Annotated in this window: 26 protein-coding genes and 1 pseudogene; 8 read left to right on the forward strand and 19 right to left on the reverse strand. The window is 41.2% G+C overall.

Annotation, left to right across the window (positions count from 1 at the left end):
- Positions 1 to 90: 90 nt before the first annotated feature.
- Positions 91 to 336, reverse strand: a complete 246-nt coding sequence (locus tag EPL05_RS03170) for a hypothetical protein (RefSeq protein WP_128532074.1) — start codon at positions 334 to 336, stop codon at positions 91 to 93.
- A 644-nt stretch (positions 337 to 980) separates the two neighbouring features.
- Here EPL05_RS03170 and mobC point away from each other — a divergent pair.
- The 3 genes from mobC to EPL05_RS03185 all read left to right on the forward strand — a co-directional run bounded on the left by mobC (position 981) and on the right by EPL05_RS03185 (position 3954).
- Positions 981 to 1337, forward strand: a complete 357-nt coding sequence (gene mobC / locus EPL05_RS03175) for a plasmid mobilization relaxosome protein MobC (protein WP_128532075.1) — start codon at positions 981 to 983, stop codon at positions 1335 to 1337.
- Positions 1312 to 2418 carry a relaxase/mobilization nuclease domain-containing protein gene (locus tag EPL05_RS03180; protein WP_128532076.1) on the forward strand — a complete coding sequence of 369 codons (1107 nt, stop codon included), beginning with the start codon at positions 1312 to 1314 and terminating at the stop codon, positions 2416 to 2418. The genes mobC and EPL05_RS03180 overlap by 26 nt, the downstream gene beginning before the upstream one ends.
- A 261-nt stretch (positions 2419 to 2679) precedes the next feature.
- Positions 2680 to 3954 (forward strand): amidohydrolase family protein, encoded by a 1275-nt coding sequence (locus tag EPL05_RS03185; RefSeq protein ID WP_128532077.1) that lies wholly within the window; start codon positions 2680 to 2682, stop codon positions 3952 to 3954.
- A 481-nt stretch (positions 3955 to 4435) separates the two neighbouring features.
- Here the strand turns inward: EPL05_RS03185 and EPL05_RS03190 are convergent, their stop codons facing one another.
- The 3 genes and pseudogenes from EPL05_RS03190 to EPL05_RS03195 form a co-directional block, all read right to left on the reverse strand.
- Positions 4436 to 5101 (reverse strand): transposase, encoded by a 666-nt coding sequence (locus EPL05_RS03190; protein ID WP_208394668.1) that lies wholly within the window; start codon positions 5099 to 5101, stop codon positions 4436 to 4438.
- Positions 5049 to 5378 (reverse strand): annotated as a pseudogene (locus tag EPL05_RS24705) (hypothetical protein); the annotation flags it as partial. The pseudogene EPL05_RS24705 and the gene EPL05_RS03190, both read right to left, overlap by 53 nt.
- Before the next feature lie 197 nt (positions 5379 to 5575).
- Positions 5576 to 5950 carry a helix-turn-helix domain-containing protein gene (locus EPL05_RS03195; protein WP_128532078.1) on the reverse strand — a complete coding sequence of 125 codons (375 nt, stop codon included), beginning with the start codon at positions 5948 to 5950 and terminating at the stop codon, positions 5576 to 5578.
- A 138-nt stretch (positions 5951 to 6088) separates the two neighbouring features.
- On the opposite strand from EPL05_RS03195, the gene EPL05_RS03200 reads away from it, so the two are divergent.
- The 3 genes from EPL05_RS03200 to EPL05_RS03210 all read left to right on the forward strand — a co-directional run bounded on the left by EPL05_RS03200 (position 6089) and on the right by EPL05_RS03210 (position 11183).
- Entirely contained in the window at positions 6089 to 7441 is a 1353-nt protein-coding gene (locus EPL05_RS03200; RefSeq protein ID WP_128532079.1) for a HEPN domain-containing protein, read from the forward strand.
- Positions 7442 to 8072: 631 nt separating this feature from the next.
- On the forward strand, positions 8073 to 9629 hold the full coding sequence (locus tag EPL05_RS03205; RefSeq protein ID WP_128532080.1) for a recombinase family protein: 1557 nt from the start codon (positions 8073 to 8075) through the stop codon (positions 9627 to 9629).
- A 267-nt stretch (positions 9630 to 9896) separates the two neighbouring features.
- The gene (locus EPL05_RS03210) at positions 9897 to 11183 is read left to right on the forward strand and encodes a tyrosine-type recombinase/integrase (protein WP_128532081.1); all 1287 of its coding nucleotides are present in this window, start codon (positions 9897 to 9899) and stop codon (positions 11181 to 11183) included.
- A 14-nt stretch (positions 11184 to 11197) separates the two neighbouring features.
- On the opposite strand, the gene EPL05_RS24585 is transcribed toward EPL05_RS03210, so the two are convergent.
- The 4 genes from EPL05_RS24585 to EPL05_RS03225 all read right to left on the reverse strand — a co-directional run bounded on the left by EPL05_RS24585 (position 11198) and on the right by EPL05_RS03225 (position 14464).
- Positions 11198 to 11383 (reverse strand): HU family DNA-binding protein, encoded by a 186-nt coding sequence (locus tag EPL05_RS24585; protein WP_394342714.1) that lies wholly within the window; start codon positions 11381 to 11383, stop codon positions 11198 to 11200.
- Positions 11331 to 11504, reverse strand: a complete 174-nt coding sequence (locus tag EPL05_RS24540) for an HU family DNA-binding protein (RefSeq protein WP_317127880.1) — start codon at positions 11502 to 11504, stop codon at positions 11331 to 11333. The genes EPL05_RS24585 and EPL05_RS24540 overlap by 53 nt, the downstream gene beginning before the upstream one ends.
- A 531-nt stretch (positions 11505 to 12035) precedes the next feature.
- Positions 12036 to 13364, reverse strand: a complete 1329-nt coding sequence (locus tag EPL05_RS03220; protein ID WP_128532082.1) for a hypothetical protein — start codon at positions 13362 to 13364, stop codon at positions 12036 to 12038.
- A 2-nt stretch (positions 13365 to 13366) separates the two neighbouring features.
- Positions 13367 to 14464: a HEPN domain-containing protein gene (locus EPL05_RS03225; protein WP_128532083.1), complete on the reverse strand. Its 1098-nt coding sequence runs from the start codon at positions 14462 to 14464 to the stop codon at positions 13367 to 13369.
- A 128-nt stretch (positions 14465 to 14592) separates the two neighbouring features.
- Here EPL05_RS03225 and EPL05_RS03230 point away from each other — a divergent pair, with 128 nt between their 5' ends.
- Positions 14593 to 15000, forward strand: coding sequence for a helix-turn-helix domain-containing protein (locus EPL05_RS03230; RefSeq protein WP_128532084.1), 408 nt, complete (start codon positions 14593 to 14595; stop codon positions 14998 to 15000).
- Between the two features lie 66 nt (positions 15001 to 15066).
- Here EPL05_RS03230 and EPL05_RS03235 read toward each other — a convergent pair whose 3' ends face one another.
- From EPL05_RS03235 to EPL05_RS03280, 10 genes are all read right to left on the reverse strand, one after another.
- Complete coding sequence (locus tag EPL05_RS03235) at positions 15067 to 15246, reverse strand: hypothetical protein (RefSeq protein ID WP_128532085.1); 180 nt, start codon at positions 15244 to 15246, stop codon at positions 15067 to 15069.
- A gap of 10 nt (positions 15247 to 15256) precedes the next feature.
- Positions 15257 to 15721 (reverse strand): DUF6934 family protein, encoded by a 465-nt coding sequence (locus EPL05_RS03240; protein ID WP_128532086.1) that lies wholly within the window; start codon positions 15719 to 15721, stop codon positions 15257 to 15259.
- A gap of 114 nt (positions 15722 to 15835) precedes the next feature.
- Complete coding sequence (locus EPL05_RS03245; RefSeq protein WP_128532087.1) at positions 15836 to 16513, reverse strand: hypothetical protein; 678 nt, start codon at positions 16511 to 16513, stop codon at positions 15836 to 15838.
- A gap of 52 nt (positions 16514 to 16565) precedes the next feature.
- On the reverse strand, positions 16566 to 17456 hold the full coding sequence (locus EPL05_RS03250; protein WP_128532088.1) for a relaxase/mobilization nuclease domain-containing protein: 891 nt from the start codon (positions 17454 to 17456) through the stop codon (positions 16566 to 16568).
- Positions 17453 to 17866, reverse strand: a complete 414-nt coding sequence (locus EPL05_RS03255) for a plasmid mobilization protein (protein ID WP_128532089.1) — start codon at positions 17864 to 17866, stop codon at positions 17453 to 17455. The genes EPL05_RS03250 and EPL05_RS03255 overlap by 4 nt, the downstream gene beginning before the upstream one ends.
- A 103-nt stretch (positions 17867 to 17969) precedes the next feature.
- On the reverse strand, positions 17970 to 18317 hold the full coding sequence (locus tag EPL05_RS03260) for a hypothetical protein (protein ID WP_128532090.1): 348 nt from the start codon (positions 18315 to 18317) through the stop codon (positions 17970 to 17972).
- Positions 18318 to 18400: 83 nt separating this feature from the next.
- Positions 18401 to 18769 (reverse strand): helix-turn-helix domain-containing protein, encoded by a 369-nt coding sequence (locus tag EPL05_RS03265; RefSeq protein ID WP_128532091.1) that lies wholly within the window; start codon positions 18767 to 18769, stop codon positions 18401 to 18403.
- A gap of 99 nt (positions 18770 to 18868) precedes the next feature.
- On the reverse strand, positions 18869 to 19960 hold the full coding sequence (locus EPL05_RS03270; RefSeq protein ID WP_128532092.1) for a hypothetical protein: 1092 nt from the start codon (positions 19958 to 19960) through the stop codon (positions 18869 to 18871).
- A 118-nt stretch (positions 19961 to 20078) separates the two neighbouring features.
- On the reverse strand, positions 20079 to 20723 hold the full coding sequence (locus tag EPL05_RS03275) for a phosphatase PAP2 family protein (RefSeq protein WP_128532093.1): 645 nt from the start codon (positions 20721 to 20723) through the stop codon (positions 20079 to 20081).
- Between the two features lie 3 nt (positions 20724 to 20726).
- Positions 20727 to 21152, reverse strand: coding sequence for a PepSY-like domain-containing protein (locus EPL05_RS03280; RefSeq protein WP_128532094.1), 426 nt, complete (start codon positions 21150 to 21152; stop codon positions 20727 to 20729).
- A gap of 356 nt (positions 21153 to 21508) precedes the next feature.
- Between EPL05_RS03280 and EPL05_RS24590 the strand changes: the two genes are divergently transcribed.
- Entirely contained in the window at positions 21509 to 21658 is a 150-nt protein-coding gene (locus EPL05_RS24590) for a DUF3606 domain-containing protein (protein ID WP_128533046.1), read from the forward strand.
- A gap of 17 nt (positions 21659 to 21675) precedes the next feature.
- On the opposite strand, the gene EPL05_RS03290 is transcribed toward EPL05_RS24590, so the two are convergent.
- A complete protein-coding gene (locus EPL05_RS03290) occupies positions 21676 to 21873 on the reverse strand; it encodes a hypothetical protein (RefSeq protein WP_128532095.1) in 198 nt (65 codons plus the stop codon).
- Positions 21874 to 22077 lie beyond the last annotated feature (204 nt).

The raw sequence follows: 22077 nt of genomic DNA on the forward strand, positions 1-22077 counted from the left end.
AACCACTTTTAATAACTAACTTTGAAAACGCTTTTACAGCTCTCGCTGCTATCGTTCGCCAGCTAATCGCCTGGTCACTTTGCCACGGAATCAGGTGGTCAACATCCCCGGAATATCAACTTGCTTATCCTCATCCGCTTTATTTTCTATTACGATAATAAAATCATTGACTTTTGCAGTAAATTCGGGAAATCCAATCTTGTTATTCCCTTTTTTTGACGCGGTTTTTAGGGCGTCTTGAATTTCTTTAATTTTACTGCCATTTGGAACATAACTTATGTTGGCATCACTTAACAATTTGCCTATAAAGAAATCTGTAATTCGCTCGTTTGCCATAAAATTTTCTCAATAATTAATCCTCTGAAATTGACATTTTCACTCAGGTGACAACTATAAGTTATCGAATAAAACCGAGATTATTTGGTATACGCAATGGATTTGCAAACATCAGAGCTCTTAAATATTAGTTTAGTGGTTCGTTTGTTTATATTATTTCAACAGGTTCAATTTAACCTGCTGATTATCAACTGGTGTCAAATACTTAACTCTTGTTGATAAAGATATACAAAAAAGACATTTAGCAATTGAATCATTTCATATTTGTACAGGTTAGCTAAAAAAACACCCGACCACATAAGAGAGCTTAAATGCATTATTTGGCTTCCATCACATTAGATTCAAGCGTCACAAACTTTCGTTACTCGTTACGTCGAGAATAGTTGTGGTAGAGTTAAGCAAAATAAAGTAAAGCAAGCCATGTTTGAAGTGCCTTCAAACGCTTGCTGGGTCACCCAGACCCGATAAGCTTTCACTTCGTTCTGCATATAACAATGTAACAGTTGGGGGTGAACATTATTTACCCGTTAGGTATTTGCCCCAATTTATTTAGAGGCACTCAAAATTTATTTTTCGGTACTACCGAAATACTTGTGTAATACCTTTTTTTTCTGACCGGAGATTTGCTGCCTAAACATTTAGATATGGCAAGGCCAAAGATTGTTCCCGAACAAAAAAGAATTTACAGGTACGTGATCAGGCTCAATGAAAAAGAGCAGCAAAAATTTATGGCAGCTGTCGAAGTTTCAGGGGTCGAAGTTTACAAGCTGTTACGTACAAAACTATTGACAGGACGCTTTCCCGAAGCGAAGATTGCGCGTATTGACTTAGGCCTTTATCTCGAATTAAAAATGATCGGCGTAAATGTCAACCAAATTGCAAAACAAGTTAACGCCGGAAAACTGCCGTTTGAGATAAGGAAGATCTTATTGCAATTGCAGGAACAGCAACACCTCATCATTAAGGTTTTACTCCATGATCGCGATTCAGAAGATAGGTAAAAGCTTTATGGGTGCCTTTAGTTATAACGTAAAGAAAATGGCGCATCCTGAGATGCGTTTAAGGGCAGAATTATTGGAAACTAACTTTTCCTCAATGGATATTTTACAAGTCAGGAAAGAAGTAGAACTACTTAGAAGCCTGAAGCCTAATCTGAACAGGTATGTATACCATACCAGCCTTAACTTTCCAAAAGATGAAAATTTTGATAATAAAACCTTGGTAAACATTGCTAACGATTATTTAAAAGCACAGGGCTTTACCAATAACCAATATATGATCTTTCGCCACCACGATGCGGATCATCCCCACATTCACCTATTGGTTAACCGGATCAGCTTTGATGGCAGTGTAGTTTCTGACAGTAATAATTATAAGAAAAGCGAGGCAATTATCCGCAAAATGGAACAGCAGTATAACCTGGTAGCTGTTGAACCGAGCAGCAGCGTTTCAAGAAAGGCTCCAACAAAGGATGAGATAGAAATGACCGCAAGAACCGGCAAGGCATCTGAAAGAATGGTGTTGCAGGAATTGATGAACAATTTGTTGAAAAGGCCGGGCTTAACTTTACAGGATATGATTGCCCAGGGCGAGCAAATGGGAATTAGTTTTCTTTTCAACCAGGCAACCACGGGCAAGGTGTCAGGCATTAGTTATTTCCACAACGGTTTCAAAGCGAAGGGCCAGGCTTTAGGCAATAGGTACAAATGGGCGGAACTCATTAAAATGATCAACTATGAACAAGTTAGAGACAGCGCAGCAATTAGCGAGGCAAACAGCCGAACGACAGCAAAATACGGAGATCAAACCTCCGCAGGATCATACACCGCCGCCACAGAACAACCCGGATCAGGAACTGGCCTGGTTTCTCCAAACGCTGGAGCAGGTCTACCAGAATACGGTCGAACTGAAATCGGAGTTAGTGATTATAAAGAAAGACCACTGGAAACAGATCAGGGTGCTGATCTGTTGGCTGGTAATACCGCTGACCATCGCGATAGTTGGTTTGGCGATAATAGTGGTATCCAAATAAGTAACGACGAGGATGATGCTAAATACCGCAGGAGAAAAAGAGGCAGGTAGTAAGTAAGTTATAAATGCTTTTAAGTGGCATTGCCTGGCCCCGGCTTTACGCTGTATCTTTTGCAAAGGATGCCGCTGCTATCCGTATCGCGAAAAATTCTAATATTTGGCATGTTTGAAAAGGGCGATTCTCGCCCAATTGTGATAAGGTTTCCTCTAAAAATATATAACCCTAACAAACGCTAAACATGGGAACATCACTTTAACTAATTGTGTTAAATAGTTAAATTGCGCTATGTCTAATCATCTAAACGCAATTGCATGAAATTTCATTATTGTTATATTTTACTTTTTGTATTGTTCCCATGTTTTTCTTACGCCCAGTTTAAACCACATTGCTTAGTACTTAAGGACGCAACCATAATTGACGCCGGGCATCCGGTGCCAGCTACGCACCAAACCTTGGTGATTCAGGAAGGGCGTATTACTAAAGTTTTTCCGACAGGAACAATAGCCATCCCTGATTCAGCTGTAATTATTAACTTAAGCGGTAAGTATTTACTTCCGGGGCTGATCGATAGCCATGTGCATATGGCAACCGATCCAGGCGGTACTGATAACCGTTCGCATACGTTACAAGTATTGCAGCAAATGCTTTACAGTGGTATAACCACTGTCAGGGATATGGCAGGCGATGCAAGGGTACTCGCCGAGCTCGCCCGCAGTGCTAACGAAGGCGAAATTACAGCGCCCGGAATCTATTATTCTGCATTAATGGCAGGTACCGTATTCTTTAGTGATCCGAGAACACACTCATCTACAAAAGGCGGCACAGCTGGCAACATGTCTTATATGAAAGCAATATCGGACACAACAAATATTTTACTGGCGGTTGCTCAGGCCAGAGGAAGTGGTGCATCTGGTATTAAATTATACGCGAATCTTTCTGCCGTGTTAGCCAATAAAATTTTGGACGAAGCAAAAAAGCAAAATATGCCGGTTTGGTCGCATGCCTGGCTACAGGGAGCCCGACCATCTGATCTCGTTAAGGCAGGGTGCATTTCCATTTCACATGCGCCGTTACTGATCTATGAAAAAGTTGATAAAATACCTGCTAATTGGAAGAAAGGCCATTACGACGCTGCTTTCTGGGACAAAACAGTACCCGCACTTGATGAATTGTTCAGCCAGATGAAACAACATCATACCATATTAGACGCCACGTTGCTTACATATAAAAAGTGGGCTATCAGTGATACGTCAATGAAGTGGGACTACGAGATCGCCAAAAGAATCACCGCACGGGCTTACAGGGCAGGTGTCACTATTTGCGCCGGTACCGACGACGACCAGGAACAATTCGTACAGGATGAGATGCGTTTGCTCATTACCGATGCCGGATTCACTATCTTCGACGCAATAGTAGCTGCAACAAAAAACAGCGCCGCTTCATTACACCTGGAAGCTGTTAAAGGAAGTATCAGTCCGGGTATGGATGCCGATTTATTAATCCTTACCCGAAACCCATTGGATAATATAGATAATATAAAATCGGTAGACCTGGTGATCAAAAAAGGTGTAATCTATCAGAAATAACATTTACCTGAGTTGCACTTCGATAACGATTATACTGAATAGTGAAATAATTTATGAGTTTGAATCAAGCGAATAAGTCAATACCGTAAAGATAAGTTTCCTATGCGTTCTCTTGGAACAGGCCTGGGTGCTATCTACAATTTGACAGCTTAGGTTTTAGACTCTTTACTATCCTCCGTTGATTATCTATGAAATACATTTTTATGATCCCGGGTGCTTTTCAAATCATAACACTTAGGTTGAAGCCTCCAACTAGCGAGTGTAAGGAGGCTTTATTTTTCGCAAAAAAAAGGGTAATGTGGTCAAAAATAGTTGGTAGTTAATATGAAAAAAAGGGTTAAATAGGGCTTGTAAATCAGAACAGGAAACATGCGCTGCCGGAGGGCAACTTGTCAGCAATATGATTTTCAACACTAAAGCCAAAGCCGGGAGTTTTCTTCCGGCTTTCTTTTTGGCTGTATGTTCCTATGGCTTAGAAAACTCATTTGCCATTATTCTTAAAATGCAGATACCATTTGACAAAGTTACGCTTGGCTTGAGGACGTAAACCACGATGTATTTCCAATTTTTCTTTGAGATGGCCAAAGAATGATTCAAGTCGATTGGTCGTGTAGGGTATTTGCGGATCGTCGAGGTAATGAAACATATTAGGTATGGCTTTAATGATAAGGCTGGTGGTTTGATGCAGCATTTTATGCCGGTACCAATATCTACCTGTATCCTGATTAAAGGCTTTCTCATTAATGTAGACCTTACTCCGCTCGTACCAGTAGTAGAGATCTGCCAGCCATTGGTTGCATTGCTCATAGGTTTTAAGATAAGTAATGCGCTTGGATAGGTAAAGCAGTTCTTGAGCAACCGGTGCTTTAGGACACATGGTAAGCCAGGTTTGGCTTTGACGTTTGATATGCACTAAGCAGCGTTGGGTAAGCACGTGAGGATAAACTTTACGAATAGCTTTTAACAACGCTTTGTGGCCGTCACAGGTAATGCTTGCTATATCAACACCAAGTATTTTAAGGTTTTCCAGATCTTCCCGCATTTGCTCATAACGCTCCTGGTCGGTCATTCGATAAAGCTGTGTGTAACGAATATTATGATCGTAATATACGAACCAGACAGAGGTCATTTGGAAAGTAAGTAGCATCGATCAACAGGTGCGCTTTCACCTTACTTTTAATGGCCACTTCCGGGGCCTGCTCCAAGTAATGCTTAAACAAGCGCTGCAGGCTACTTTGTGATAATCCGCTATCACGAACAAGGTATTTATAAACCTGACGCTCAATGATCCATTTCTCAAACCAAACAAATTGATTATTATAGCCGACCTCAGGATTTGTTCGGGTGAACATTATCCCACAACATTTGCACTTAAATCGCTGCTTACCGAGTTGTTTACCCCAGCCAATAACTGCTAGGCTGCCACAGGCCCAACACGCGTTTTTTTAACACTTTTCATAAACGAAAAAAGTCAATTGAAATCACTTTCAATTGACTATATATATTTATCTAATAATCAATAGGATTAGATAGGTTTCAACAACTATTTTTGACCACATTATCAAAAAAAGAGCACCTGCTCAAGTGCTCATAACATAATTAACTATTAAAAATTAGTGAATTATTTATTTTTAAGAATTTCTACCTTCTCTCGCTCACTTACAAGCAATCGTTCGTATAACTCAATGACCTTTTCTATTGGATTAAAAGTACATCCAAACGCATTGTAAGCCCCATTATTAAAACTGTTATCGTTAAATGTGTTAAAGTAATTGATAATAGCCTCATCATTGAAATTCTTTATAGCCTCTTTAGTAATGCCTAACACTTTAGCAATTTTATCCAACGCTTCATCCTCTACATCTACACTTTGCTCAATTTTTGAAATAGCTTGCTGGCTTATCCCAAGCGCTGTAGCAAGAGTTTCCTGCTTCATTCCGCGCAATTCCCGGATTTTACTAATCTTTCTGCCGATATGTATAGTAGGTTCGTTCATAGGTCTAAAGTATTATAAAATGTAAATGTAACAAACAACAGTGCCATTGTAAAATACAATTTGATATGGTTCGGTACGGTTAGAGCATGCTCGTACTTTGGATGACAGGTTAATACAGGCCTGTTTAATCTTGCAATCATGGTAAGCAATAAAAATGATGATAACACAATCCTTAATCTTAAGCCTGCTGAAATAATTACCCCCTTTATTGTAATCGCTGATTTCTTCGACGTTGACAGTTTGCCCGGTCACCTGGAAAGGTTGCAAACATGGCGTAAGTGCATATTAGAAGATCAATACTTTAAAGGCGATAAGGGAAGCCCTTCCGAATTGCTCAATTTCTACAAGCTTAATGTTTGCCTGCTTGAAGCGGCTTATTTGCTAAAAAGTAAAACAGATCCGCTAATTAATGAAAACGCTGATACTTACTTTGTCTTTAGACAAATCTACCAAGACTACAACCTTTCTGCCTATCAGGTAATTTTGTATCAATGGCTTGAGTTTGGATTATCTGCCAGTGCTGCCAATGAGTTCATAGGCACAATTGATTTAATTCGGGTGTATGAAAACCTACAAAAACTTTACAATGCGGCATGGGAAATCCATCGGCAATCTGCCAGTGTATCTTCACTTCAAATAAAAGATTTAATTGAGCAGGGCGAAGAACATTCGTTAGACAGTCGCGGCGTAAACCTGTACAATCTAAATGCGGCACTTGAGAGCAATCAGCAGGAAACGATTAGCGGCCTTGTGGCAAAAATTAAGTATAAAGTCAATTCTGTACAGGCAGTGATTCATTTGGGTACTGCACCAAATGATAAAATATACCTGCTGGTACTTACAGCTAATGGTGAACAACGGTTAGCCCAAAGCCTTGCAGGTATGATAGAAGACAGTTGCAGGGAAACAGCAAACGTAGTAGCCTTAGTACATCATGCCTCTGCACTGTTTACGGGGTTAAAGCGGGGTAACCTGTTTTTCAATACCGCTTTAAGCCGAAATGCAGTTTACTTATCAGGGGAGTTACTATTGCCTGTCACCATGCCTTTATCTGCCATCCAACATAATACAACATCATCGCAATGGCAACACTGGCACCGGTTGGGATTAGACTTTTACAACGGTGCAAAATATCATTTGCAACAAGGAGCAGATAACGCTGCGCTCTTTTGCCTGCACCAATGCGCGGAATGTATTTTGGTCGCTTTAGTAAGGGCAGTACTCAATTATGACATCAATAACCATAACCTGTCACGGTTATTGACCATTACCGAAATGTTCACCGCTGATCTTGTTATGGTGTTTAAGCTAAATGAACCGGGAAATTTGATGCTGTTTAACGAACTTAAACATGCTTATGTGAATGTCAGGTATAAAGATAGTTACAAGGCTGAGCGAAGCAATGTAAGAGCGTTGTTAGGTACTGTAAAACAATTATTGAATGTAGCTGAAAGGGTTTATGAGCAACATATGCTTGTAAGTAGCTTGTAATTATTCTTTGGAGTAATGCAGCTGCGGCAAGCGGCTCATTACATCACGCGTATGCACGCTATATTCATTCGCCGCCAGCCTCGCTGCGAAAGCAGGAGTAACTCCTGCCTCGTTACACCTGCAAAATTAAGAGCTGACTGAAAAGAAAAAAGTGACAAATCCTATAACCATAGCTTGTAATTTATTAGATAAACGAATAAAGAAAGCTGGGATGATTCCCTATCGTTGCATTACACCGCACGCACAAAATTAGCCCAGCCCCAAAATTGTAAAGGGCATGTAAATGGCGATTGTGGTTTTGGAGTTTTTACGCCACCCTTGACTATTTAACGGCTTAGCACTCCCGGTTGTTTAAGCGGAGCAATGGTTACCTATGTTTAAGAGCCGTAACTGACTTTATTATTCGGTACTACCGAGAAGCTTGTCAAGTAAGGCCGTCCGTTGACACGATTTTGCCGCTTAATCTCGGCGGCATGCTTAACAATTCAGGACGGAAGCGAAATATCACTACTCAAAGAGCAATGGAAATATTGAAGAAAAGGGGCGTGGAAATAAGTGAAAAAAAAGCTGAAGAAGTCTTGCAAATCATGTATTTTTTAGCTAAATTCATTGTAAATCAGGAGATTAAAAAATGAAAGTTGCAGATATATATATCCGTGTAAGTACCGATGAACAAGCCGACAAGGGTTATTCCCAAAGAAGCCAGGAAGAGGTTTTAAGGCGTTATTGCGAGATCAATAACATTAGCATCCGAAAAACCATTTTTGAAGACCACTCTGCCAAAACCTTCATCAGGCCGCAATGGCAGGGCTTGTTGCTTAACCTTAGAAAGCAACGGGGTAAAGTTGACCTGGTACTGTTCACCAAGTGGGACAGGTTCAGCCGTAATGCACCCGATGCTTACCAAATGATCAATACCCTGAAAATATTGGGTGTGGAACCGCAGGCAATAGAACAGCCCTTAGATATGGAGGTTCCTGAAAATAAGATGATGCTGGCCATCTACCTGACCGCTCCAGAAATTGAGAACGACCGCAGGGCATTGAATACCTTTTACGGTTTGCGTCGTGCAAGAAAAGAAGGACGTTGGGTATCACACGCGCCAATGGGTTATGTAAACCGGCATGATATATCCGGCAAGAAATTCATTGCCATTGACCCGCCGCAGGCTAAGATCATTCAATGGGCTTTTAAAGAAGTATCCAAAAGCATTTACTCTATTCAGCAGGTTTATGAAAAGGCTGCGGAGATGGGTTTGAGATGCAAACGCAACAACTTTTACGTCGCCATCCGCAACCCGGTTTATTGCGGAAAAATCCTGATCGTTAAATATAAGGATGAAGCCGCCCATACTGTCAATGGCTTGCATGAAGGCATTATCTCTGAAAGCCTTTTTTATGATGTACAGGACGTTCTAAGCGGCAAAAAGAAGGTCGAGAAAACTAAAGTCCTTTCGCCGGATATGTTGCCGCTACGCGGCTTTATCAGGTGTTCTAAGTGCAGCCGTGTGCTATGTGGCAGCGCATCTAAAGGCCGTAATGGTTATTACTACTATTACCATTGCTCATCTGCCTGTGGATGCAGGTATAAGGCTGAGGACGTTAACAGAGCATTTGACGAGGTAATAGAGGAATTTACGATAGATGAAAATTATGCAGAACTGTTTACAGAAGTTATCGCTGATACCTACAAAAGCCAAAATACAACGCAATTAATATCCCGCTCTGAACTCCTTAAAGAGATCAACGACCTGAACAGCCGTATTGCTAAAGCAAGGGAGTTACTTCTGAACGGGGACATTGACGGCGCGGATTACAAGACCATCAAGTCTGAAAATGAATATAAGATAAACGTATTGGAAGCGAAGTTAGCAGAGGCGGCAGCAGTTAATTCTAAAGCTGAAAACATAGAACCGATACTGAGGAGGGCAATCACCAATTTGACGCAGCTGAATAGAATCTATTCAAAATCAACAATTTCTGAAAAGCGGGAATTAATTGGTTCGATGTACCCCCAAAAATTCACTTTCGAGGAATTGCAACATCGAACCGCTTTTACAAGTGAATTATATTCTTTTATATACTTGATTAACAGTAAAATAGCTGGTAAAAAAGAAGGGCAAGCGACCAATTTTTCGTGCTTGCCCATTCTGGCTCCTGAGCCTGGACTCGAACCAGGGACCCTCTGATTAACAGTCAATTATAGGCAATTATTGATGCTTTGCAGTTCTTTGTTATATATTGATTATCAATATTTTATGAAATAATCCAATCTTGTAATTTAGTGCTTTTTTGTAATTTTTTGCCCTTTTTTCTGCAAATTTTCTGCAAATAATCGAGTGATTATCATTATATTTGTATTAAGCAATTAATTAATAATCAACTACTTATTTTAGTATGCCAGATTTAATTGATTGTTTTATTCTGCAAATTTATTCATTTTAATCGTATTTATTATGAAAGCTGAAGTTTCACTATATCTCGACACAAGGCGGGCACTAAAAAATGGCACATTTCCATTAAAACTACATGTTTACTTTACCGCCAAAATGGAGCGATGGTATGGCACAGATTACAAGTTAAGCAAAGAAGCTTTTGAACAGTCTTATTTGGCTACCAAGCCAAGAGGGGAAAACAAAGACCTCAAAATTGAACTGGATGCCATTATACAAAAAGCCGCTGACCTGGCTAAAGATTTAGGCGACAGCTTTACTTTTGAAAAGTTTGAGCGTAAGATGTTCCGTACAAAAGCCAGTGCCAATAATGTAATCGAGCATTTCGCGGCCTATGTGAAAGTGTTGGACAAAAACGAGCAGATCGGAACAGCGTCGAGTTATGATTGCAGCATTAAATCTATTACGGCTTACTTAAGTGAGGGTAAAAAAAATCCGGTTACACATATTCCTTTTACCGCCCTTTCAGCAGACGTTTTAAATAAATATGAGCAATGGATGGTTTCCAAAAACAATTCCAAAACTACCGTTGGTATTTATATGCGGAATTTAAGGGCGATCTTTAATAAGGCGATTACCGCCGGGGATATCTCACCCGAACTTTATCCTTTTAAAGCATATAAAATCCCTAACGGCAAAAATGTAAAAAAGGCATTAGAAACTCATGATCTTAACGCTCTTTACACTGCGGATGTCACTAACGATAGCTTTATGGAAAAGGCCCGGGACTTTTGGTTTTTCAGCTACCAGTGCAACGGCATGAATTTCAGGGATATTGCTGAATTAAAGTTTAAAGATATCCATGATACGTACTTTTCATTTTTAAGGCATAAGACAAAAAACACCACTAAGGAAGACCCAACGCCTATCGTTGTCCCTTTAACCAGCCATATCAAAGCGTTTATTAAAAAGTACGCTAATGAAAAAGGCAAGCCCAATGACTATGTGTTTCCTATATTCCAAACAAGCATGTCAGCCAAAGAGCGGCACAAGGTCAACCAAAATTTTATCCGCTTCGTTAACCAGCACATGCAAAAGCTGGTTGATCAGTTAGGCCTATCATTTAAATTAGGCACGATGGTAGCACGTCACTCGTTCACTACACAGGCCACCCGTACGATGGGGCTGGAATTTGCACAGGAAGCTTTGGGACACACCACAATGAACACGACACAAAATTACTGGAAAGGCTTTGAAAAGGATGCCAAAAAGAGCATGGCGGAAAAGCTTATGGAGTTTACAACAATTAAAACGACAGCAGATCAAGAGGCCATTCAGGAAGCCTCTTGATGGCAAGCAATGCTTTATGTTTCTATTAACGTGCGGCTTCTTAGGGCGGTTTTGACCTTGTTGTTAAATTCATCCCCTGGCCTGAATGCCGGAATGTAGCTTTCCGGTATTTGTACAGCCGTGTTCTTCGTGATATTCCTGCCGATCTTAGCCGCTCTCTTCTTCACTAAGGAAAGTGCCAAAGCCACGGACAAACACATCCTCGTGGTTTTCCAGAGATGTATTAATTACCTTAAAAAAGCCCCCTACAATGGCTTTCGTTTGCTCCTTGTCTATTCCTGTTTTAGCGGCTATCGCTTCGATCACTTCTGCTTTAGTCATATCTTGCATGTATTGAGGTATGGCTATCCATTTAAAAGGCCAACAACTGCAAATATAAAAATAACGGATTTACCGGCAAACCAGACCAACCTGAACGGCTGTACAGGCGGACATTCCCGCATTGCAAGCCAATGACGCACACCATCCCATTTTCACCGCTTAAGCAACCAACAGCGCGTAGCCGGGTAAAGTGTCAAGGCTGGGCGGGGCCGCTGAAAGCGAACAACTCCCGCCCGCTCTGTATAGCCTTGACGGTTTATCCCGGCGTGGGCTATCTTCGCGACCGTGGTGTAATTGGGTATTTATTCACGAGCAAGGGGAAAGGGCACAGTCGGTTATGAGCGCAGCGAATTTCCGTGTTGCCGTGCAAGGTGAGGCGGGCGGTATCAGGTCACCCGCTCTATCGCGGGTGTCCTGTAGCCGCTGGCCGCAGCCGGGGGATTGTCTGTACAGAGCACATGAGATAATAGGCAGTTGCCATTAATTACTTTAACACTGAAAAAAACCGCTTGCCGCAGCTACTTCTTTTTTTCACCAGGCTAACCCTGATTTTAGAACATCATAATCATAGCCTGTCCTATTCCCAGGTTTATCTGCAAAAAATACAGGATAGAATTCAGCAAGCCCCTTCAAAAGGTCCTCGTTAAATTCTGCAAAATCCTCCTTTAATACTGTGATCTTATTTTTGTTATCAAGCATCCAATTAAGCAAACGATCATCCTGAAGGCTGTTCATCATATAACAATTGCCTGTCTGTCCATCATGAATAAAAAAATGCGGTTTATGTTCTACCGAAATCACTTGGCTACCAACAATCACGTCTACCGAAAGACTAAAGCGGTCTTTGTGAAAGGTTAACATGAATGACAGCGAAGGTTGTTCTAAACTGTATCTTGATGCTTGCATGAAATATTTAGTTGGTTTTTCTCTTAAATATCTAAGCCAGTATAAAAGATAGGTTTGGTTGTAAGGGAAATCAACAAGCAACGGCAACGCTTTTTGCCATAGTTTAAATATGGTTGCTTTCGCCTCGTTCCAAACCTGCCAGTCCCGAGATTCATTTTTATAAAAAAGGGGCCGCATAGTCTCATACATGGTTTTACTTATCGAATTTAATTGTTGTTGGGATGGGTGATCGCCGCTTGGGTTTGGTTCTTTATCGGGAAGACAAAAATTTGAAAAGGCAACTAATTTCAAACCGCTCCTGTCGGTCTTGCCATGAAATGGAATAAGTAATGGGTAGTGGCGATCACGGTAAATGTCAGGTGCAAAACATAAAGCATAAGCATATACGAAACTCTCTCCGGCTTTTATTGAGAGTGTATTATCGATTTGCTCTTGTAATTTAGGGAAGCTTGATTTGCCGAACCCGATCAGGCTCCGATAAAAACTACCATACGCCGGTTTAGCCTCTACGTTAATATTTTGGCCCGATACATGTATGTTAAGAAATTTTCGGCTTGTTTCCTCGTTGTAAAAATTCGGCCAATACAATTTCTGACAATCAAATGTCTGGCTTAGCCAGGTTAGATTAAACAGGCCGATAAACGCGTGAAAACAGAGTTTTTCTTCCGGCATCCCGCATGTACAGGCAATATGCAATTCCTTTTTTTCAACATGTAGGTACAAGTAGTATATTGAACCATCGTTTAACTTCAGTTTTACCGTAGCTATACCTCTCTCAAAACTTAGAAACTCATCTTGGTTACCCATGTAAACTTTGCGCCCTTTGGGCTGCTCAAAATGCCTATATAACTCATCGCGGGTCAATAGCTGACCGGGCTGTGTTAAGGGTATTGGGTAAAAGAATAAGTCGGCTGGAATAATGGCAGCCTCTTTTTTTATTTTTTTGCCAGTCATAGTCAGTCCTTTTCTTCATTTACGGTGTAGAAATTTTCAATTACATCTTCGCCGACCTTTGTGCGCAAGGCATTAATCCAATCAAGACAAAGGTTTTCAGCTAAATTCACGAAGGCATCAACCCGTTCCAATATTTTGATAGCAATATCTTTATCAACTCTAAAATCTTCCGCATACCGGGTGTCTCCATAGCTTTCGCGAAGTATCTTGAATAATTTAACGGATTCATTATCATTCGCTAAAAACAGCTCTGCGGGTTCATCAGAGAAACATTTACAGAGGTTTAAAAGCCGGGTCAGGTTATGCAAATCGATCCGGTACCCCATGTGAACTTTAATAAGTGCGATACAAGCTTGTTCGACAGCCTGATGAAGCATGAAAACACCGTTTTCAGGGTATTCCTCAATACGAATACAATTAGTCGCACTATATAAAAAGCCGGTGGACATTTTTATATGATCATGAAAACGCTTTTCTGCTTTCTGAAGAGTATCAGCCGGGGTTAGCGTTGGAAACACCACATCAAGGTGGTTGATCTTATCATGGTACATTTCCAGGCCGCCTAAACATGCTGCGATAAAAAATCTACTGCCTTGCGTCACGGCGCTACGAACACTTTCGATGCCATGCGATATAGCCGTCACCTTAAAGCTCTTATAATGTGTGTTGATGTAATCTTGTATTTCATGTTCTACTCTTTCGCTGCCTTTGGTAATAAATAGAAAAAAGAAATGTAGGTCAATATAAGAGGGAAACTCGCCGAACTTGCTGAAGTTGTTAGATATTATCCCTTTATGGGCAAAACAAAAAACATGCGTTAGATGAAATTTTTGAGCGAGTAATTCAAATAAAGCAGACATTTCTTTAGATTGTTCTTCCGACATATAGTAGTCGGAGACAATTTCCTCTAACGGAAATTTTTGATCTATGACTTCTTTAAGCATTTGTACTCTCTCACGTTCTGCTTGCAGTAGTCGTTTATATAACGATTCAGTTAGGTTATCTGAACCCACACTTATGTTGGAGACGGTCAAACCGTCGGTATCCATACCGGAAATATTTAATACCAGTCTTCCACCTGAAAAATTAATGACGTTCATATTTTTGAATTTTGATTAAAGATTTAATCAAAATTCACCGGTCTTAGCTGTGTACCGAACTTAAACGGTGCGTTTTTTACTCATAAGCGTGTTATCTTTACCAATATAAAATCTTTGTATATTTGGTCATGGAAACATCTGCTAAACCATCAAACAATCATATAGGTAGGAAAATCGGTCGTATTCGCGAAATGCGGGGCATCAAACAGGAAGCGCTTGCTGTTGAATTAGGCGTAAGCCAACAGACTGTTTCACGTATGGAGCAAAGCGAAACTATAGAGGATGAGGTTTTAGAAAAAGTTGCCAAGGTACTTGGCGTTCCTGCGGAAGCTATAAAAAATTTCAGCGAAGACGCTGTAATCAATATAATCGCAAGTACTGTTAATAATCACGATCAGTCGGCATCTGTTTTCTTTTATCCAACATTCAATCCAATTGATAAGATTATGGAGTTAGTTGAAGAAAATAAAAAACTTTATGAACGTTTATTGGCCAGTGAAAAAGAAAAAATTGAGCTTTTAAAAGACAAGAAATAGCTTTATTAAATATACTAAACAAAAATGCCAGATTTAAAACCGGCATTTCGTTTTATGTATTAGGTGTTATTTCTTTTTTTGACCAGGTAATCCCACCCGTTTAAGGGTTTGCGTGGCTTCCTCTAATTTTTTGATAAAGAATGGGTCGTTGGCGTGGCTTTTAACATTATCGCTAACGATCCCGGGCCCAAAACCTTTTATAGTTTTTATTTTTTTTTCTACAGTAGGCATACTTACTCCTTTCATATCGTAATATTCAAATATAATTAATTAACTTCTGTTTCACCAAAAACGCTTCGTAATTGATCGTGTTGGGCTTAAACACATGCCAGGCATCATCTTTCAAGCCATATACATCAAAATCCTTGCTAATTTCATCCCACAAACCCGCTATTCCAATCTGATATAGCCTCGTACGTGCAAAGGTGCTTCCCTTTGCATAAATATAATGATTGCCATAATGATTGCAAAACTCGACAATAGTGTTCGCCACTGTTGCCAAAACTATATCCCTGTCTTCGTTATTACTTACTACAACATCATCTGTTTCCCCTGAATTAAGGTCTTGATCGCCAAATCCTAAATTATAAATTGGCGGTTCGGAATTGGGGATTTTTGTAAACATGACGATTTTTTTAATCCGTCCTTTTGGCCCGTCACTATAAAATTCATAGTCTTGAAAGTCATTACTTTTATTATATGGATAACGTTCTAAATTCATGGCATTACAGTCAAGAAATAATCAGTTTTCAAAAATAGTAAATTGTATTAGTCGTGTAGCCGATAAATTGCTTGGTATGCTTTTCACTTCCTTTCGATTTTTCAAGTTATCAATTCATGGCTTGCCCCTCATTTTCTTTAGACTGTCCGCTTCCCTTTCCAGTTGCTTAATCCGTAATTCCGTTGTCTGTATTTCCAAATACCGGGCGATGCTGTCTGTACGGTAGCCGTTGATCGCTGATATATTCAGACTGTCCAGTTGGTTCTGTAATTTCTGCTTTTTAGTGCTATCTGCTATTAAGTAGTTCCAGTACCAGGCTGTACGATAGCGGGTATTTAAGCTGTCCTTATACCAGCTACGGAAGCCGAACCAACTAACGAGGCCGACTACGATAGCCAAAGCTATTAAGTACATGCTGCGCTTAGCCATGATCTTTAAAAAGCCATGCCCGGCGTCCTCTGGCAATACCAAAATCCTGTTTTTAGAAAATAGCTCATTCAATACCTGAATGACGGCTATTCTCGTGGTCGTCATTCCCTCACTGGCAATTTTGGAAATGGGTAAAATACTTGGTGCGGGTACGGTGACCTCAATCTTCTGGTATTTCTGTTCAAAGCTGCTGATCAGTTTTTTAGTATGATCATCCTTTTCTGCAATAAGTGCATTTTTTTGATCGATCTGCTGCTGTTGTTCTTTGATAAAATTTTTGATCTCCTTTAAATCAGTTGCGTGCTCATTCAACACGGATGTTAAAGTTATCTCATCTATTGGAGTTTCGTCGTTTGGTTTCATGGTGACATGATTAATTCGTTCATAAAATTTGTTTACTGTTAATTTTACATCGTTACCGGCCTATGCTTGAGGTATGTTGATGTACTTGCTGCTTTTCCTTTTCCTTCTGTTGTGGTTTCTTTAATTCCTCCTGCTGCTTTTGTAATAACTGGGCCTGCCTGTTTTGTTCCTGCTGCTGACGTAAAAGCTGTTCCTGTTGTATCTTCTTCTCAATATCCATCATGGCGTAGCCGACCTGGCTCCCCTTAAAGCGAACGTGCTGCGCGTCGGTAAAAGCGATACCCCGGCCTAATTCTACTTTGTAGCCTCGTTGCTCCATGTATTGCTTGACCTGTTGCACATTGTTACTTTGTTTGACCGCTACTTGCAGGTGCTTTTTTAAAGCTTCCTTGCGGTTGTCAAACCGCTGGCCTCGTGCAACTCTTTGCTCCGGCTTTAAAAACTTATTCGGACTTAACACTTTTTCTATGTTGTATTCCAGTTCCATTTTCCGGGCAAACTCGGCGACATGCTTATAGCTGTTGCTGTCACTGGCTGTTTTGCCGTCAAATCCGATGCGGTTGGCAACGATATGCAAATGCTCATGATCGGTATCTTTGTGCGCTACCACCACATACTGGTGATCTTTAAAATCAAATTTTTCGGCCAGCTTTTCCACGATGTCGATCTTATCCTGCAAGCCTAACTTCCCTGCATCGCTATGGGCGAAGCTTAACGAAAAGTGAAACACCGGCTTTGATTGATCAGGGTTTAGCTTTGCCACTTCGATCATTTCCCGCACCAGTTCCAAACGGGTGCCGAAGCATTGGTTATAAGCGAAGACTTCGACCTGCTTCTTCTCCAGTTCCTGCATTTGCAATTCCTTGCTTTCCTGCCGCCTGCCCTCAAAAAGATAGTGCAGCACACCCCGGAAACTCTTACCTGTGCCGACTTTACCGATCATGATACGTACGTGTTAATGTTCTTTACTAATCCCCGCAGGCTTCGTACATCCTGATCCAGCAACGCTCTTTCCATTGCGTTTAAGTCATCGCCTCGATTGCGACGCTTCGCGATCTGGTTGAGGTTGGCGGCGATATGATTGAGCGTACCACGCATTTCCAAAACCGGCTTAGGCAGGGTCTTGACCCTGAACTCTATCCGCGTATTCAATCCCAGGTTCCGCAGGAAAACGGATGCGTTCATGCCTACGCGCTTCGCGTTGGCTTCGATGATTTTTTTCTCAATGAGCGTACACATGACGCTCACACTACTGCGCCGTTTATGCGGTACGCTTGGACGGCCGCCCCGGTTCGCCCGGCCCGCCGGAGCCTGAGCTTTGGTACCTATTGTCTTTTCAACTGCACTTTTCATAAGCTTCAATTCGTTAAAAAATCCTCAAAAAAATCCCCCCGAATGCGATAGCATGAGCGGGGGCCAGCGAGTTTCGGCAGGGCCGAAACATAGCTGGCTCCGCTTACAGGCCAAGGGCCTTTTCCGCTCCCGGCTGTATCGCTACGCGATACAGCCGGGAACTGTTGATGCAGCACCAAAGGTGCTGCCCCCGCCAAAAGCGGCCTGCCGCTTTCGCGGTTCTCCGAGAATCGCTGTAGCGATTCTCGGGCTGTATAAATAGTGGCACCAGAGGTGCCGCTGTTATCTCCGGCGACCTGTCGCCGGTTTGTTTTACACCCGCCTGCGGGTGTCGGGCTTTCAGCATACCGTTCACGGTATTGCTATCTGCTCGCTTCTTTTTTTCCAATGGGCACCATTGGTGCCTTATCGATACGCCACCATCAAGGCGGGTGTATCGGTCTGCGTTCAAAAAGCCGTTGGCTTTTTGACAGGCTTAAGATCGCCTTTAAAGGGATTGATTCAATGGCCTTGCCATTGATGAACCAAGCGGGCTTAATGCGCTCCATCGGCTTTAAAATGCTTAGCTTTTTTACTGCTGGTTGTCAGATGCTGCAGGGCTTCTTCCCTGATTTCGTCTGCGGTCTTCTTCCGGCCTGACTTGATCCACTCGTTGAGTTCCGAGCGGTAGAAATACAGACGCTTACCGCGCTTATGAGCAGGGAGTTCTTTACGGCATACTTTGCTGTAAACAGTCGGAACAGCAAGGTCTAAAAATTTTGCAGTCCGGATAACAGGCATAATTTCGTCCTGCTCCGGCGACTGTTCTTGTCGTTGAAGTAAAAGCTGTTCTATGGTCTCCAGCTTTTCTTGCATCTTAGTTACCGCCTCGGGTAACTGGTCAAAGGTGAGTGTATCTTTCATTGCGCATTAATTTTGTTTAATGCTGCAATGGTAGGGGCTTGGTTTGCAGGGTTACAAGTAGGTAAGCGGTAACCCTGCACCTACCCCCTCATTTTTTTGCTATTTTTTGTTGCTGGGAGCGGGCAGAATAAAAAACGTGTCTTCCTTTCGTTCGATTTTAAGGATGGGGGATTTGCAGGGACGGCCTTTAGTGGACATCAGCCCATTGAGGTAACCCTCGGGTAATTCCCTGGGTTCGGATTGTGGGGACAGGTATAAAAATTTCGGTGCTATCCATCTTTCGAGGTCGCTCATACGGCAGCCTACAATCAGATTGGCTTCTTTGAGTTGTTTAAAGGCATCGGCCAGTTGAGTAGCGGAACCCCTGAATAACAAAGGCGTTACAGGGGCTTCGTCGTGTAACAATAATTCTTCCAGCACGGCATGATCTTCCGGAGCAAAATAGGTTTTTAATAAATTAAATAGTTGGCCGGCTACCCCCTCCTTAAAAGTCGGATAGTAACCCACTATTTTAGCAGTAGTTAACTGTTCTACGTTTAGTCCAGGATCGACGGCTGTTTCCGGCACGGATGGTGTTTCGGATTTAGGAGTGATTACTGTTACGTCAGTGGTTTCAGACTTTTCCGATTCTGCTTCCTTTTTTTTTCTTTCAGCATCCAGCCATTCTTTAAATTCAGCTTCTGATCTTTTGGGCTTAATGGCTGTTGCAGTTGCATTAATTAGTTCCATTAAGAACTTTTCCCGAAGCTTGACCGATTCGCCCAAGTCTTCACCGAATTTACCGCTTACCTCAATATTCGCGTTGGTGGATTGCAGACCGTTGACAATAAATAAATATTCCAGCCGGACGGAAATAATAAAAGAACGGTTATAAACCCGTACCATCTCGGAATAGTGATCATGGTAGTAATTCCAAAACTCTTTGAAGCGGTTACGGACTTTATCCAGTTCGGTTAATTGTAGTTGGATACGTTCTTTGTCTAAGGTCAACAGGTCAATAAAGGCCATGTCTTTCAATACCCTTAATTCGCTCCTGTAAGAAAAGGAATCGTAATACGGTGTTTGGTGGGTCAGGTCGTAGGTTTTGACATGCTTCTTTTCATCTGTTCCCCAATCCATATAAATTTCGTCTTCAATAATCCGTAAGTCGAAAATTTGGATGCGGGTTAAAAACTCTTTTAAGTGCTGCATAGGCGGGCAGATTTATAAACTCAAATTTAAACATTATAATCCTACCATAAAAAAGCGAAATGGCTCTGGATATATCTAAATAAACATCTAATATATCCGCCCCAAACTATTATTTAGATTATTCCCGGATTTGTGTTTTATAGTCCTTGACCCTTAAATAAAAAAAGCTGAGCCCGGCCAGGCTAAGCAGGCCCAGAAACAATCCTGCCAAAACGTCTGTGAACCAATGAGCTCCCAAATAGACGCGGGAAACCGGAACGGTGAAAAGGAGAAAAATAGAAACGAAGGAAATAAGGATGCGTAATTTTTTGTTTAAATCATCCAACCTGTGCATGAGCAGGAGAAGAAAGCCGAAAAATACCGTGTAAAACAATACGTGGCCACTAGGGAAACTTTGCTGTTGTGTTTTTTCGATGACCCTCACCAAAGAAGGAAGAGGGCGTGGACGGTTAACCAGCAGCTTGACCAAGGTGCTAACCAGCCCCGAAAGGCCAGTTAGCACGATGAATAAAGCTTCTTTTTTATAGCTATATATTAAGAACAGCAAAGCTGTACCTCCAATGAGTATGGCTAAACCCGGTATGTCCCCAAACCAGCTAATGAACTTCATGGCATGGTCAAGAAGGAGGTTATGGTGTTCCTGCACTTCCTCTGAAAATTCACGGTCGATCATGGGTAATGGGTCAACAAAGACCAATGCAGTAAGTAATAGGAAGCCAGTAGTAATTGCCCCTGAAAGATACCAAACAAAGTTTTTTTTCAATGCTTAATCCTTTTTTACAAACCTGCCATTCTCATCAAAGATCAGGTCGCCGCCTTTTACCTCGGCTTCGTAGCTGGTTTTGCCTTCGGCATCGGTCACTTTCCCAGCTTCTTTAATTTTGGCACCCTTAAAATGTGCAGCAACATAAGAAGCCACTGCCTCAGGTAATTCAGTTATTGGAATAGCTTTTACGATCTCTACAAATGTTCCTGCCGGGGTGAATGTCACCGAATTATCCTCGCCGGACTTACCTCCCCAATTAGCTTCATAATTCCCCTTCTCTTTTTCCCAACTGACTTTGGCTGCTTCAGGATACTTTTTTGACAAAGCAGTTTTAATGATGGCAGGTACATTTTTCGATTTTAAGTCCTGCGCTTTTACAAAACCTACCATTATTAACAATAGGAATAACATTGCGATCTTTTTCATTTTTATTCCAAGTATACGATAGGAATCTGTGAAAAATTAGTAGGGAACTTGTAGAAAAGCTGGATACTGATTTTTCAAGAAAATTTGCAGTGCAATCGACGTAAATAAAATTTCCTCAAAGAAAGTATCAATAAAATTAATCTTGTGTTACTGACTCTAATTTATCTAAAAAATTTAAATCAGTGGTATAGATTAGAATTTTCCAGAAACTTTTTTAAAATTCAATCAAACCCGTGAATTTAATAGTTTAACTTTTTACCTTTAGGTTGATGGTTATGTGTGCCTTACAGGCAATAACTGATACATTAAAAATTTCACTTGCGATTGCCTAGGCTAAAGGAAGTGGTGCTTCTGGTATCAAAGACAACCGAAGTGTCGATATTTCCGACGACTATGCTATTGACTTTTGGACACTGGAATTGAAAACCACTAAAAGTAAATTGCTGGCCGCCGTCGCTGAAGTTGGAGACGCGTTCAATGCCGTCAAAAAGCAACATAGAAAATAAGGCAGCATTACAAATAATTAAATTTTATGCGGATCACCCAAGGGATTTTCAGCTTGTTTATATAATGCTTCTTCACTTTTAGAAATAATGGGAATCACTGTACTATCCGGAACCGGAGTATTCATGCCATCGTTGATAGGTGGGTTGGTCGTTCTTTTCCGTTTTACTTTCAAGTCTTTATTCTTATCAGTATTTTCTTTGTCTATACTCATCACTTTGTAATTTATTTGTTTGAATAAAGCGGTCTTTTGGGCGCGATGCCTTTGCCAAAATCACTTACAATATTTGTATTGCCATTCTTATGTAAGGTGTCAATAATGATCTCGAAGGAGCCTGCTGCTTAATTAACTGCGTTACTGGCCAGGTTGACCTATACCTGATCGAAGATTTTTAATTGCTTGATTTGATGCTTTAAGGCA

Origin of the sequence: Mucilaginibacter gilvus, from assembly GCF_004054195.1 — a bacterium.
GTDB classification, from domain to species: Bacteria; Bacteroidota; Bacteroidia; order Sphingobacteriales; family Sphingobacteriaceae; genus Mucilaginibacter; species Mucilaginibacter gilvus.